At 63.5% G+C, this 14,280-nt stretch carries 8 protein-coding genes and 1 pseudogene; 3 read left to right on the forward strand and 6 right to left on the reverse strand.

Annotation, left to right across the window (positions count from 1 at the left end; translation table 11 throughout):
* Window positions 1-1,198: 1,198 nt before the first annotated feature.
* Window positions 1,199-1,960, reverse strand: a complete 762-nt coding sequence (locus tag VGE27_RS06930; RefSeq protein WP_331048914.1) for an SGNH/GDSL hydrolase family protein — start codon at window positions 1,958-1,960, stop codon at window positions 1,199-1,201.
* Window positions 1,961-2,757: 797 nt separating this feature from the next.
* Between VGE27_RS06930 and VGE27_RS19475 the strand changes: the two genes are divergently transcribed.
* The gene (locus VGE27_RS19475) at window positions 2,758-3,162 is read left to right on the forward strand and encodes an ATP-binding protein (RefSeq protein WP_345787991.1); all 405 of its coding nucleotides are present in this window, start codon (window positions 2,758-2,760) and stop codon (window positions 3,160-3,162) included.
* 6 nt (window positions 3,163-3,168) lie between these two features.
* On the opposite strand, the gene VGE27_RS06935 is transcribed toward VGE27_RS19475, so the two are convergent.
* The 3 genes and pseudogenes from VGE27_RS06935 to istA all read right to left on the reverse strand — a co-directional run bounded on the left by VGE27_RS06935 (window position 3,169) and on the right by istA (window position 5,997).
* Complete coding sequence (locus VGE27_RS06935; RefSeq protein WP_331048915.1) at window positions 3,169-3,831, reverse strand: choice-of-anchor R domain-containing protein; 663 nt, start codon at window positions 3,829-3,831, stop codon at window positions 3,169-3,171.
* 346 nt (window positions 3,832-4,177) lie between these two features.
* The gene (locus VGE27_RS06940) at window positions 4,178-4,414 is read right to left on the reverse strand and encodes a hypothetical protein (RefSeq protein ID WP_414653544.1); all 237 of its coding nucleotides are present in this window, start codon (window positions 4,412-4,414) and stop codon (window positions 4,178-4,180) included.
* Window positions 4,411-5,997 (reverse strand): annotated as a pseudogene (gene istA / locus VGE27_RS06945) (IS21 family transposase). Before istA ends, VGE27_RS06940 begins: the two are co-directional and overlap by 4 nt.
* A gap of 1,497 nt (window positions 5,998-7,494) precedes the next feature.
* Here istA and VGE27_RS06950 point away from each other — a divergent pair.
* Complete coding sequence (locus tag VGE27_RS06950; RefSeq protein WP_331048916.1) at window positions 7,495-10,197, forward strand: hypothetical protein; 2,703 nt, start codon at window positions 7,495-7,497, stop codon at window positions 10,195-10,197.
* Between the two features lie 401 nt (window positions 10,198-10,598).
* Window positions 10,599-12,908, forward strand: a complete 2,310-nt coding sequence (locus VGE27_RS06955; protein WP_331048917.1) for a CHAT domain-containing protein — start codon at window positions 10,599-10,601, stop codon at window positions 12,906-12,908.
* A gap of 93 nt (window positions 12,909-13,001) precedes the next feature.
* Here VGE27_RS06955 and VGE27_RS06960 read toward each other — a convergent pair whose 3' ends face one another.
* Window positions 13,002-13,520, reverse strand: a complete 519-nt coding sequence (locus VGE27_RS06960) for an RES family NAD+ phosphorylase (RefSeq protein ID WP_331048918.1) — start codon at window positions 13,518-13,520, stop codon at window positions 13,002-13,004.
* The gene (locus VGE27_RS06965; RefSeq protein WP_331048919.1) at window positions 13,517-14,095 is read right to left on the reverse strand and encodes an antitoxin Xre-like helix-turn-helix domain-containing protein; all 579 of its coding nucleotides are present in this window, start codon (window positions 14,093-14,095) and stop codon (window positions 13,517-13,519) included. Before VGE27_RS06965 ends, VGE27_RS06960 begins: the two co-directional genes overlap by 4 nt.
* Window positions 14,096-14,280: the final 185 nt, after the last annotated feature.

A 14,280-nucleotide genomic window follows, 5' to 3' on the forward strand; every position in this document is an offset into this window, starting at 1 on the left:
ATGGTGGGATCGGATGCGATGTCCGGCTGACGGTCGATCACCACCACCGACTCGACCTGCGTGAAGCGCTCGTCCAGCTGCATGCGCACCACACGGGCCGGCACGACACCGTTCTGCACGCCGTACAGCGCGCCGTCATGCCACACTAGACCATCGATACCGAGCACGGTGGTGCCAGGCGCATCTCGCAATCGATGCACGCGCGCTCCGATCACCGCCGGAGCGATTTCCACATGCAGCAATCCATGTGAGTAGTCGGCGACGATTACCGCAGATTTGCCGGGCACACGCGATGGCACGGCCACCACACCCTGCAACGAGCGAAACCACGGATCAGTGATCACTCGCAATTGTCGCGCGCGCGGGTCGAGCACATACAGCGCTTCGGCATGTGAGTCGGTGACAATCACCGTGCCGTCGGGTGCGACGGCGAGATCTCCCGGGATGTGCGGAGCGGTGTCCGGTGAGAGTGGCCAATAGCCCTGGATGTGGCCGTCGCTGATGCGCACCTGCACGAGGGCGCCACGTCCAGTCACCTGTGCGGTGGGCGGCAATGGTGGCGCCGGCGTGGATGCCGCATGTGGGGCGGTGGTGAGCCACAATGTCCGACCGTCGCGGGCCACGCGCACGCCGTACACGGCAGCGATGCGCGGATCACGGTGCAACTGCAGATCGCGCACGGTGCCATCGAGAGTGCGTTCATACACGGTGCGATGGCGGACGCTCGTCAGGTACAACACGCCCGTGCGCGGATTGGCGTCCACCCCTTCGGCGAAGAGGGTACTGTCGGAGAAGATGGCCGCGACCAGCGCGGGTGCTATCGGCACTGCGAACTGATCCAGTTGACGCCGTGCGTCGCCGAGTGCGGGCAGGCTCCACCAAGGCAGCAGCGAACTATCGGCCAGCAGTGGTTGTGGCACCTGCATGGCGGCCATGGCGCTCACGGCACGCACCACGGTGGCCGTGTCATGCAGGCGCCCCGCCACACGGGCCAGTGGAGCCCAGTAGGACGACTGCGAAGGCCATGCCGCGGTGGCACGCAGTAACAGGGTATGGGCGGCCTCGCGCGTGGAGGCACGCAAGGCGCTGCTGTAGGCTTCACGGGCCACAGCAGCGGAGTCGAGCGGTTGGGCATGCACCGACGTCGTCCATGAGAATGCCACGAACGTCGTCACCGCGCAGATGAGGGATTGGCGGCTCATTGAGGCATCGCTCCCGCCACCGGTGGCCGCGCAGGATTGCGATCAAGCGCTGCGGTCGCTGCACGTTGGAGAGCACGCACATCAGCACTGTCCATGGGCATGCCCGGAATGGTGGGCGGCAATTGCTCCGGCCGGATATCGCGCAGTCGCGCGAGCAACGTCAGTGCAGTCAGATACGTGCCCGGCCCCGTGGGATGCAGGCCGTCGGAATACAGACGGTCGTACTGCCCATAGGCGGTCCAGGCATCACCAGCTGGCGCGAACAGACCACCCACGCTGCCCGCCGCATTGCGGTAGGAAGTCAGCACGTTGGGGAAATCGAACAGGCGCCCCTGCTGTGGCCACACCATGAGCAGCACGGGCTGTGCGCCGGCTGCGCGGATGAGTGGTGCGAATTGCTCCGTCCAGCTGCGCAGATGCACCTGACTGGCCGGCAGCGCGGACGAGCCCTGCTGCATCACGACGTATTCCCACTGACGCTCCCGCAGCCAGCGGGGTGCGGTGCCCTGCTTCCAGTGCTCCTCGAGTGAATAGTCCGGCTCCGCCAGTGCGGCGACCGAGACGGAGGTGTCACCGGCCAGGCGGGCCAGCCGGAGCAGCATGCCCGGCAGGTCGTTGGTGTAGGTGAGTGAATTGCCGAGGAAGAGAACGCGGGTGCTGCCGGAGGGAAGTGAAGGGGCGGTGGGCGGGGTCAGGCAGGCGGCTGTTGCAACACACGCCAGCAGCAACAGCACAGCACGGAATGGGCGGATGGACATACCCTACGGTGCGGGCGGACGGCTACAGCGGCCGCACTTTGCGGACGAATGGGGGGCTGTGGCGGTTTGACGGTGCGGAAAATGTGATGAACCGAATCGTACCAGACCAAGCCCCAAACACCGCGCGGGCCTCCCCGAAAAGGAGGGGCCCTGTGGTGCGCCTTCTCATTTTGTCACGACTTCACATGAAACTGGTCGGTGAAATCAGTGCTATCTGTCGGGCGATTCTACGCACATGAAATTGCGGGCTGCCTTCGAGGTGCCCTCCGAACGTGGGTTTGACATGTAGTGCATCCACGGCGACGAGCGTACCGCTGTGCAACGAAAGCGTTGGAACCTTGCGCGTACGTGGTCTACTCATGCGCCATCTCCGCGATGAGATCAGCGGCCGCCTGGACGTGTGTCTTCCTAGTCATGGGGTTCATCCGAGTTGCCGCGGCACGCGATACGAGGTCCGCGTGTGCGGCTGTGAGCGTGTCCATCACCACAGCGGTGAAGTTGGGGTGGTCAGCGGGAGTACCCACGACCGCGGACTGATACACGCTTCGGTATACGCCCGCGTTTGGATTCGGAGTGGACTCCCGCATGTGGACTAGTTGATTTCGCCGAACCGCTACCGGAATCTTGGGAGAGAGAACTAGGAGCCGCATGCCCGCCGGCTCAATGGAGATCGATCTGCTCGCGAAGTCTCAGCTGAAGGCGGATGCGACGACCCCGCCGGCGCACTTACGCACGCAGCGCTACTTCGACTGCGGCTTGCTCATCATCGACGAAGTCGGCTTCCGCCCCTCGACCGCATGGAGGCGAATCTCTTCTTCCGGCTCGTCTCCACCCGCTACGAACGCGGCTCCATCCTGCTCACGTCCAACAAGCACGCCCGCGACTGGCCGGATATCTTTGCAGGCGACGAAATCCTGACCGCCGCGATCCTCGACCGCTTACTGCATCAGGTCGCGGTCATCCACATCGACCGTCAGAGCTACCGGCTCCGTGAACTCGGTGCCCTGCTCAGCCCCACCAGGGAGGGCCCTCGAGCGGACAGCCCCCGATCCACCCAACCCCCGGCGACTGCGGGAATTTGCGTGTTCATCAGGTGCGGGAGTTTAGGTGTACTTGCACAGCCCTGCATGCCGACTTCGTGTCCAGCGCGCGGACGCAAGCGGTGTTGCGCCTTCATGTGCACGACCTGCCGATGCTGGTAGACGCCTTTAAGTGAGGCGTTTGGGAGACAACGGGAGGCGTATGAGAGAGCGAGCCGCCCAAAGGGCTAAAGAGCGTCTGACCAAGGTTCGCTGACGAAGGCGGCGCGCGTACAGCAGTGCTCCGCTGCTTAAGAGAAGCCACCCAGAGGCCGGCTCAGGAACCTTTGGCGACGTCGTTGTGAAGAACGCGAGGTCATAGGTGTCAAACGTCGTCGGCAGGCTCGTTACGCCATTCGGAGCAAAAAACGCTTGGCCGCCTGCGTAGGGGTCGCCATCTGCGAAGTACGAAAAGACGTCTGGAGCGCTGCCCCAGAAGTACAGCCAATACTGCGTACCAGCGAGCACATCGATCTCACCAAGGTTGGTGTAGAGAAACGCGGTAACGCCGCCTCCGAGCGTCACGGTTCCCGTCGTGCTTCGCATGAGAGTGCCGCCAAGATGTGCGGGCGCAGAGTACAGCTGCAAGTTGAAGGAAAAGCCATTGTTGACGGTGCTCGAATTTCCTAAGTAAATCCCAACGCCGTCGATGAGGTACGTCGAGGCGCCCGTTGTGAATGACTGACCAACAATCGTTGTAAGGGGGGCGAATACACCAGAGACACTGCTCTGCACCTGCTCGTAAGATCGCTGCGCAGACGCCGAAATAGGCATGAGGAACGCAACGGCCACCAAAAACAGATTCCGCAATGTCACTCCTTGGCGCGCTCGCGCCGATAAGCTACTTGAAGAGTGGGCTGGCATACGCTCAGGCTCATCATTGACACACGACAAGTACTGCGCAAGCGCTCTCAGCCTTGGCAAGCTATTTCAAGCGGTTACTGAGACTCCGATTTACCTGCTGACTGGCCTGTGCAAGGACCCCACGCGCCCCGTCTCCTCCCGCTACTCGGCGGGGAGTTTTGGTTCAGGCTCGTTGACCGAGCACCAGGCGGACAGACGAGCAAGAGATCTTCGCCTTGCGTGATGAATTCGCCCGCCGCGAGCTCGAAGAGCAGTGCGCGATTCATCTTTTTGTTCAAGGTGAAGTGAAAGGAGTCGAGCGAGCGACTCGGGTCGCGGAAGCACGCCTGGACGCGCCGCCGCTCAGCAAGCGATGCTGCCGGCGCCGCAATTCATCATTGACGAGCATGGCGATGAGATCGAGCGGCGGCAGCCGTTCGGCCTGCGCATGGCGCAGGCGCGTCGCAAGTACGTCTGCCATACCGGAGAGGCGGAGTTTACAGAGGGCGCGATCCAGTTCGGTAACGTTCATGAGGCGGCTCGCTGTTCGATGAGGGCGCGGTAGACGGCGAGATAGCGGATGAGCGGGTCCATCTGTTTGAGCGCCATGGCCGGCAGCCTCACGCGTTCGAGATGGCGGCGCAAAAAGCGGTACGACGGCGCCGCCGCTTCGCGGGCGAAGTGGGCGGCGTCCTCGGTCAGCGCCGGGCCATGTTTGCGCGCCAGCGCGAGCACCCTGAGGATTCGGCGCAGGGCGAGCACGCCCTCGGTGCGATGGATGTGATCACAGACCGCGCCGATGGACGGTCCCGCTTTCCGCGCGACGTCGAGCAGCGCAAGCGTTTTCGCGGGCGCGGGTGCAGGGCGATCCGCATCGGCGACCCGATGATGCCCGCGGCGTGTGCGGAGATCTTCGCGCAGCAGACCGCTGGTCTTAGGATCGAGCACGCGCACGTGGAGGTCATCCCACTGCACGAGGACCTGTTGGCCGATCCAGCCCGGCGGTAGCTGTAGTACGCCGCCTCGACTTCGACACAGCCGTCGAGATGCACGACGCGCATGCCGCGGCAATATTAGCGGAATGGCTCGAGGGACAGCGCCTGCAGATGCCGGCACTCCTCCGGAAACATCACGTTGACCTGGCGCTTGGTCGTGCTATGGATGCGCGTGTCCGCCCAGCGGAGCTCCCAGTGATCGAGGTACGCTTGCGCGACGTCGAGCGTCACGAAGCGGAGGCCCTGGAGCGGCGTGCGCTGCGTGTGTCCGATCCCCGACTCGCCTTTCCCCTTGCGATCCGGATCGCGCACACGACACGGCAGCGCCACCACACCTTAGTGCGCGAGGACATCACGATACAGCGGATTGAGCTGCGCGTCGTACACGTCGGGCGTGAGCACGCCCTCGCGGAGATTGTCCAGGACGATCACGCGCGACGTGCCGCCCAGACGACGGAAGGCTTCCTCATGGAGCGCGGCCCACTGCTGACTACTGGAGCGCCACGTCAGCAGCCGCACCGACTTCCGCGAGTAGCCGGAGGGTGAGCACGAAGAGCCGCGTGCGTTTGTACCTCCCGCTCACCGGATCGTGGACCATCGGCCCTTCGTCGTAGTCGTCTTGGGCCTCTTCCCGGCGCGGTCTCGATGATGCCCGCTGGCTCGAGTGGCACGCCACCCGGCACGCGCCGCACGTAGCGCCGCACACTCGCGTAGCGCTCGTCGGAGCCGTGCTGTTCGACGAGGTCCTGCTGGATCGCCATCGCGTTCCGACCGCGCCGCGCCGCCTCGAGGATCACCTCGCGATACGGCTCGCACGCGGTCGGCGCACGGGCCGGCCGCACCGAGGCGGCCACCACGTCGGTGGTTACCACGTCGGTGGTTACCACGTCGGTGGCCACCGGGTCAGTGGACACCTCCCCCATGGTGGCCGGATTTGGCGGCGGCCACTCCGTCGACCGCCCCCCGCGACGCCGCACCGCGACGCTCGCCGCCTTCAGATACCCCTGCTGATCGTCTCGCGGCGCACGCCGGTCGCCACCTCGATGCGCCGCAGCGCCCACCCTAGTCGCCCCAGCGCGATCACCGGCTGCTGTTTGGTCTCGTCCAAGACGTTGCTCATGGCGGGAAACGTCCCTTTCGGAACGCCCCGCCGGCCTACGCCTCAGCTCGCCTTTGGTAGCCGGTTTTCAGGTGTCGACTGGTGGCCGGATTTGGGTGTCCACCGAGGTTACAAAACCGAGGCTATCCGTCAGCGCAGGGCGTGGAAGAGCATCGATTACGTGAAAAATGCGACGAGCAAATGGGTCGCGTGGTTCAACACCCGGCGCATCCTCGAACCCTTGTGGTACTTTTTCCCCGCGGAATCCGAGGAGCAGTATTGCCGCACCCAAGCGGCTCCTGCGGAGCGCTCGGCACCGAACTAACTGAGTCTCCTCAGGTCCCGGCGCGGTTCAGTGCTTCTCCAGAATGCCCCCGTCGCACTCTTCGGGCACCGATCTTCGGTGAGATTCCTCCACGCGTGCTCGGCGGTGCCCGGTACCACGCCGACCGCTGCTGCGTTGATCGGTGGGCCCCTCAGCCGTCTGGCCGGTGAACTCATGTTATCCGAGGCGTTGGCGACCCTGGAGACCGGCTCAATGGGATCCGGCGTTGTAGACAACCGGGCCGGGCGGCCTACTGAAGGGCCGGCGTCGGTCAGCGACACCACCATCTCCCCTTCCAGTAACTCGCAACAATCAGCGGGCCGGTCCTGCTTACACGGGAGTAGGGCGCCACATCAGGGGAGGCGGCTTGGTGGCAAGGTTGAATGAAAAGACAATCGGAGGCCCGCATGCGGAGCCTCCGATGTCATCATGCTGTCGCTCGTTGAGAAAGCAGCTTACCGGCAACCGGTAAACACAACCAATCTGTCGGTTTGGATGCTGTCTCGTAAATCGCGCTATCATCTACGAGAATATCGTCACAATGGCTGCCCTTACCATCTCGCATTTGGCACAGGCACCGGGTTTACCCGATCAGTCAGTCTAGATAGCTCATGGTCTGACGAGATTACTCTCGTGATTCAGCGCGAGAGACCCGGCGGCTTGGGGGTCGCCAGCCTCCCCGGTTGAGGCGAATCGTCGCACAGCAGCGCGACGAAGCGACGTAGCTGGGCGGCCGGCTGCTCGTGATGGTCCGCGCGAGCCAGTAGGCGGCGGCGGTGTTTGTCGGAGAGGGTATGCATTTCGCCCAGAGTACTGGAGACGTCATCGCTGCGTCATCCCGGGTCCCCGAGGACCCGAACGCGACTTAACCTTCAGGGGCCGCTCACTGACCCTTCCGCGCCCTCGTCGTGTCATCCCCCGATTCCCCTTCGACTTCTCCTACGCTTGACCAGCTCCGGTCACAGATTCGGTTCCATCTCTCGGAGCTCTCTAAGCGGAACGATCATCACGGGTTTGAGCGCCTGTGCTACGAGGTCGCTCGGGTCCGCATCGCGTCCAACATCTTGCCCGCCACAGGCCCCGTAGGGGCTGGCGGCGATCAAGGTCGGGACTTCGAGAGCTATCGGACGTACGTCGGCGGTTTACCGCTGGGGCCCCAGGCCATCGTAGGGCGCGCTAGGAGGGACCTGCTGGTGTTCACCTGCTCGACGCGTCAGACCCACGTCCGCCAGAAGATTCTCGATGACGTGGCCGCCGTCATGGGCGGACAGGAACGCCCGCAGGTGGTGTATCACTTCACCACGGCTGACGTGGCGGTGGCCGTCCGTCACGAGCTACAGGCGCAGTGTCGCGCAACCTACGGCGCGTCCCTCGAGATCTTCGACCTGCAAGCACTCGGGGATATGCTCGCGGACCGTGACTTGTTCCCCGTCGCGTCCCAGTATCTCCATCTTCCGGCCAGCCTGCTCCCGGCGATCCCGGCCGAGGACCCCTCGTGGTACGCGACCACCCGCATGCGCTGGACGTCCCGGGACGGGTCCACCGCCAACATTGCGGACTTCGACGATCTCCGCACGGCCATTCGCTACGCGGGGCACACGGAAGGTGCGTCCGGCGACGTGGCCATGTGGGCGCAGCGTCTCCGGGAATACGCCGCGCGCACGGCCTCTCCTCGTGTCGCACGGATCGCCACCTACGAGCGGACGTATGCGACCTGGTATGCGCGGGAAACGTTACGCGGGCTCGAAGGCGATCTTCGCGCATACTTCGAGGATTGTACGGCGTTCGGGTCAGCGGGGGAGCTTGAGGATGCCTCGACCCTGCTCACGCTGCTTGCGGGCTCTGTAACGCGTTGCATGGTCGATCTGAGCCCTGCCGAGGTGGGGACGTGGCAGCGTGCGATGAGCGCGGTCGTTGCGGACCGCCTCGCGCTCGAGTCGGGGTTCTCGGAGCGGGCCCAATTGCTCGCGACAGCTGGATTTGGCGCCCTTCTGCCAGACGTCGATGGGGAGCACCGGATGCTCGACCTTGATCAAGCACTGATCTTCTGGTCGGAGCTCGTCGCGCAGGTACACCGCGCACCCCTGTTCGCGCTTGATGCGTTCGCTGACCGTATGGGCAAGATGGCGCCGATGCTCGACACGCACCCGGGATACGACGACTTCGTGCAGCAACTCGACCAAGCCACGGCTGTGCGGTCCGGTCAACGCGCTGTGGCGAAGCAAGCGACTTCGCGCGCGTTCGCGTTCGCGCGGGCCGACCGACCACTACGCGCCATCCACGAACTGCATCAGGCGAAGGTCGACTGGTTCACCAGCGAGACGTTGCGGTCGTCACTGGCCGCCATGGTGCTGCTGTGCGACTGGTACCGACAGTTGGGCATGACCTTCGCGGCCAAACGATACGGGTTGGCGGCGGCATACCTCGCGGCCACGGCGACGGAAGCCGAGGCACAGGCATACGCGCCCAAGGCGATGTCGCGGGTGACGCTCGCGGACTTTCAGCAGGGCGCGTGGGTGGCCGCCTTAGGGGATGCCGACGCCACCGTCGGCTATCACGCGGCCTTTGCGCCCCGCGATAGCCGAGGAGACACCGAGACCGACATCGACTTGCTCGGCTACGTGGTCGGGCACATCACGGCGTGCGTCGAGGCCTTCCTGCCGGACGCCGTGCCGGCGGTCGCCGCTGTGACCACCGCGTGGGGTCAGTCGGAGTGGTTGGCGACGGAAGTCGAGTTGGCACGCGACATCTTCGGAGCGGACCTTGACGCGTTTTGGGCGGAGATGTCCGGGCGACTGTTCGACGCGGCATTCAGTGACGCGGGAGTGGAAGGAGAGGTCGTATGGGACGCGCTCGGCCTGCGCTTCACGGCACGATATGCGAACGATGCTCGCACGGTCCCGTTGGCCGAGGAGTTTCTCGCGGCGCTACAGATCGTGCTGAGCGATCTTGAAGAGCAGGAACTCTTGCTGGTGCCCACGCGAGTAATGCTTGCCATGGACGTGCACTGGAGCGAGACCGAGCCTCCGACGGTGTCGCTCACGCCGTTGCCGTCCAACGCGTCGCGGTCGTGGGCGCTCACGCTCCGCGTTCCGGAGCGGATGCCGCACGCGGCGATGCGAGAGTGGGAGTCGCTTCTTCTCGGCGGTGTCCTGCAGATCCTTCGGGAGACCACGCTCTTACCCGCCGCGCGATTCGATGCGCTGCTGGAGCGGCTGATGCGCCGAAACATGCCCGGCAAGGTATCGGTGGCGTTGCCGTACCACGTGCTGTACACGGAGATGCTCGGCACGCATCGCTTCTATCCGGGCCTGCGCATGGCGGACATGCGCGCCCTCCGGCGTCGACCGCTCCCCCGGCCGATGATTCGAGAACTCGCGTGGAGTGAGTCTCTAGGGCCCGGATACGACGCCGCGGCCGCTGCTGAACGCATCAAGCGGCGCTACACCCGTGGGCTTCCGCCGTGCCGACAGACACTGGCGCGGTTGCGTCTGGAGCCCGACTTCGTGGCCGCCGTGGAAGCGTTGCGCAGCGAGGGGTGGAAGGACTGGCACATCCTCGTCGGCGTAAGCGCCATCATCCTGAACACGCGCAATGCGGCCGCATTACAAAACGCGTCCGACCCTCAAGCGGCTGCCGCGCTCTTGTCGCCCGCAATGGACGAAGTAGAGCCGGCTGACGCGCCTCCGCTGCCGGTCTCTCTGTTCTCGACCTCGCGCCTGCGGACCCAGATGCAGCTCAACATGCTTAACGAGGTTCGCGGCTGTGGTTTAGAGCTGCACCAGCGAACCCCAGACTTGGAGGGACTGCAGCGGTTCTTCGCGGTGCGCTACCGCTACCTCTCGGATGACCAGCCGCATCCTGCGGATCTGCTCACCCCAGCAGCGCTCTCGTAGGATGGGTCCGAGGTCAGCCGCAGCGTGTCGCGCCGAAGGGTGCGTCGTACGTATACAACGCCCGGCCGCTCTTTGTCTGGCGAAAATGGGGTGCGCGATGCCGCCGTCCTGGCGTTACAGTCGCGGGGCTGCAGACGAGACCTGGCCGACGGACGCGATCCGCTCACACGGTCAGGTGGCGCAACCGCCGTAGCACCGGCGACCAGCAATCGAATCTCAAACGTCGTTCCCTGCTCTCGAATACTGAAAGTACGAGAACTGCGGAGTAACTCGATCTCGACGACCTCATGCCACCTGGGGTGGCGATGATTCAAAAGTCTTGTCGGCAATGCGCGCTAGAAACGGGCACTACAACACACTGGTGGGGGCGACACTGACCGCGACCCGGCGGATCTTTCTTTATGCATCGAGACGACAGTGTTTTTCTGATCAGCTACATCGTCGTACACGACACTCCCAATACTGCGAACCCCTACAGCCCATTCCAAGGGTACGGAACGGGCATCCTCAGTACGGCGGCCGCTTTTCTCCGAATTGCCGCCCTCGGCTTTGATTTGCGAGATGCGCCGGACGCTCTTGAAGAACGGCTGTGGTCTCGAATGACGGGGGTGGGCGCCCGCGTCATTCCACTCCAGCTTAGTTCGTTAACGGAGGGACTCCCACTAGTTCCAGGCCCGTTTATTTGCGTCTGCAGCGCGCCAGGTATTGAAGGGTCGGTAGCCGAGATAATCGACGATTCTGGCCGGCCCATCTGGCACGTGCCGGCCAGCTCCACCAAAGCGTTCTCTTCGACCACCGAGGGGAACGAAGGCGGAAATGACGGCGATCCATACGTGGACGGAGCGGAGGAGAACGAGGCGTTCTCTGCTCTGTCGCGCTCAGGATTACGTGACTACATACTCTCCACTCTCGACGCGCTGTCCGGAGAGATCCCCTCAGACTTCGTCGATTTGATTCGCGACATACTCGCGCGGCAACAAATGTCCCTCGGCACCAGTAGGGTCGGCGTTACTGCTCGGTCCACGAACAGCTACGGACACCTCGTGACTCTTCCAAACGAGTATGTCCTTGAGGCTCTAGGCTTCCATCTCCGTAACGTCGATCCACCGACGTTACCATCAGCCTCTTCGCTTCCGTACGAAGAAGCCATTGCTGATGGCGCGGAAACTGTCTTAGGCGTCCGCGCGGCAGCTTTGGCGAAGGACGAAGGACTCAAGAGGAGGCCAAACCTCCGCAGCTTGGTTCCGTATGACATCATGATTGTCGCGCCGGCGATGGGTCGCCATTGGTATAGCGGCGCCCTCCGGCAAAAACTGGGGAATAAAGATCGTGAGATCTCCAAGGCTCTGCGAAAACTGTTGCGCGCCTTTGCAGAGCAGGCTGGCTATCACCTCCAGATGGAGGTGGCGGCATTTCAACTCGCGGCGGCTTCACCCATTGGCCGGGCAATGCTGCGAATCCGCCGTTTGGAGTTGGAGACGCTGACTTCCGTGGTTGCTCTTCGCGCGGTCGCGGACGTAGTGCCAGTCATACGCGCCCCGTGGAGAATTAATACGGTACACGAAAGAGCAGAACGGGTGTGTAGAGCGGCTCGCCAAGCCGGGGCGAATCGGGCCGAGCGCTTGAACAAGTTCGCACGTGAGATGTCCGACCATCTGACGAGTGCGCTACCACCGTCGTTTCTGACTTTAATGGAGAAGGCCGGCCCAGGTATAAAGATCGTCGCCGACGCGCCTCTGGAGTGGGCACGAATACGGCAAGTGCCGCTTCTTCTGCGAAAGATCGTGAGCCGCATTCCAGCCACGCCTGGAAACCTGAATGTCCTAGCGACTTTGCCGGTTGAGGAGGAACTCATTCCTATCTCGGCTCTATCCCAAGTACTCGTACTCCGATCATTCGCACCGCACGATCCAATACGAAACGATCTGGAGAACGCAGTAGATCTCATGAAGCAGATAGCTTCGAAAGACGGCGATCAGCGCGTCGATTTGAGATTCACTGATGTCAACAGCGAAGATGATGTTCTCGCGGCGCTACAGTCTTTCGAGGGAGCACTCCTCATTTTCGACTGCCACGGTTCTCACAATCGGGGCGACGAGTACGGCAGCCTTCGGATAGGAGGTCGAAACCTCGATCCGCGCCAGCTTCGAGGCCGAGCCAGAATTCCGCCAGCAGTAGTGATGAGCGCCTGTGATACGCATCCCCTAGATGGATCGCACGCATCGGTTGCGGCGGCGCTACTTGCAGCGGGAGCCCGCACGGTACTGGGGACGACGATGCCCGTCACATCCAGTTACGCGGCATACTTCGTGGCACGTCTCGTCATTCGGCTGAGCGAGTGGTTACCAGCAGCTCTCGGACGGCCGCCGCATATGGCGCGGTGGTCCACTTTGGTGTCTGGACTCCAGTGGCGTGTTCACATGACTGAGCTGCTTGAAACGGTAGACGGGAAGTCTGGAATTCACCTGTCTCAAGCGGCTCGGCAGTCTATCGCCATTCGGGTTGGTATGAAGATCGAAGAGGGCGTCGAAGATTGGTACGATGAGCTGTTGTCACTCGTTGCGTCGGAGTCACATGCGGACCTGCAATCAATCCGCGAAGCCGTTACGAGATGGGCGACGATCACCGATGCGCTCAAGTACATTCAACTCGGCAATCCTGAATCTCTCGTCATCATATCGGATCGGATACCGCGCACCACGGCCAGCTGAATTTGAGTTCCGTCTGTTCAGGAATTCGCTGGCGTTGTTAGTGCCGATTGAGGAGCTCGGAAGTGCCGACCGAACTTGCACTCTCGGGACGCCTCATGGGGCCGTACTGGTCGGAAGGCGCGGATCATAGGTCCATCGCCGTACCTTGCGCACGGTGACCGCCTTCATGTCGGGATGCATCGGGTTGAGGAGATAGTTCGGCTCTTCCGGCACGATCACGGAGGGCACCTCGGCGATGAGCGCCGTCATGTCTCGCGCCCACGATGTGCCCCAGTCGAGGGAGACCAGCCCGGCGGGCAGCGCATCCCACCCGACGTGCGAAGCTGGGTTGAAGATGGTTCGACTCATCCAACTCGCGTACGGTACGATGACCTCGACCAGGTAGCGGTTGAAAGGCCAAGCGCCGGCCGGCGCGACGTGCACCAACGTCTCCAGACACGCCAGCGCGCGTGAGGGCGCCGCGTATATCACCGCCGTATCTGGTCGATTCCACCGACCACCGGTCTTCTTGGCGCCGGCACCTGTTCGGTCATCCGCCCCGTACGCGGGCGTGTCCGCGGCGATCCTGAAGAGCGTGACTGGTGCCGCGGCGAGCGATGCGCCAGCGGTCACCAGAAGGTCCCTGACTCAAGGCTGCCGAGCACCTGCGTCACCAAGGTCCGACCTTCCGCCGTATCGAGCAACGTCAATGGCGCGGCGCCGCCGAGCGCGGGATTGGCCGTGGAAAGCCACTCGCCGAGCCATGCGGTTGGGGCAAAGCCGTCGGGCGCGCCGTCGCCGAGCTCCGTGGCCCATCGTTCGACCATGCCGACGAGCTGCATGACGCCCGCCACGCGCTCACTGTCGGGCGTGCTCAGCGCAATTTCTTGGCGGGCCCTGCGATTGAGGGTGGGCACCGAGATGTCCAACGCCGTGGCGAGCTGTTCCTTCGACAAGCCGAGCCCGCCGGCGAGGACTGTGACCGCGTTGGCCGGGATACCCTGACGCACGATGGTGATATGCCGCATGACGTCCGCCGACGCGTAGTCTCTCACCAAACCGCGCAACCTCTTCTCGTCCCGTTTGACCGTTTGAGGCCGGGTTCCGGGCCGCACCTTCCCGGCCGTGCCAGACTTCCCTCGTATGAGGAGCTGGCCGGCGTTCTTGGGCTTGGGGACGTCCTTTCCGCGTTGCGTGTGACGGGCCATCGCGCCTCCGATCAAGTGATCGATGAATATCGCTCAAATGAGCTGAGCCGACAACGGGATAGGAGGCGATCCGAAAGGTAATGCGGCCGGGGCTTCACGTCGGGACTGAGCGACCGGGGTGGTCCCACTCGCTCGAGCAGGCTTGAGCCATGCCTCCAGTCGGAAACTCAGAGGGCGGCCAGCGC

It is taken from the genome of Gemmatimonas sp. (assembly GCF_036405635.1).
Lineage (GTDB): Bacteria > Gemmatimonadota > Gemmatimonadetes > Gemmatimonadales > Gemmatimonadaceae > Gemmatimonas.